We start from the raw sequence: 398 nt of genomic DNA, 5'->3' as shown, positions 1-398 counted from the left end.
GTTTACTTCGATTTTATCATCATGGTTATTAAATAATCCGCATAACTATATGATTTCATTGACTTTATTTACGTTAACTAATTTTGCAAATTTAAATTGCTTAAAATTTGTGCTTGACAGACTGTGCATAAGTAACATTCACGAACACAGATTTTTGTGTTTCCCTACATACATTGTGAGTAATTGCTCCGCCCACAGCGCTGCGCCCACCGCGGAAGGATGGTAGCCATCAATCGCCATACAGCGCTTATCGCGCATGACAGGCATGGCAACATGGCACAGTTGTGGCGATGTCTGTAAGGAGCAAGCAACCAGCTCAGCCACAACACGATCCAGACTTGCTGCCTTGTAGCCGAGCACCTGGCGTAACGGAGCAGGTAAAGCTGGAAATTCAGCCA

The 398-nt window shown here is 44.2% G+C and carries 1 protein-coding gene; it reads right to left on the bottom strand.

What is annotated here, in order from left to right; all coding sequences use genetic code 11:
• Positions 1–138 precede the first annotated feature (138 nt).
• Positions 139–398 (bottom strand): SGNH/GDSL hydrolase family protein (locus KDM89_RS20110; RefSeq protein ID WP_463322637.1); only part of this gene is annotated, 260 nt, incomplete at its 5' end.

The organism is Cognatundibacterium luofuense (assembly GCF_018139685.1).
In the GTDB taxonomy this organism is placed as follows: domain Bacteria; phylum Pseudomonadota; class Gammaproteobacteria; order Burkholderiales; family Burkholderiaceae_D; genus Undibacterium; species Undibacterium luofuense.
Note: the sequence above shows the minus strand (reverse complement) of the source record. Positions and strands in the feature narration are given on the sequence as shown.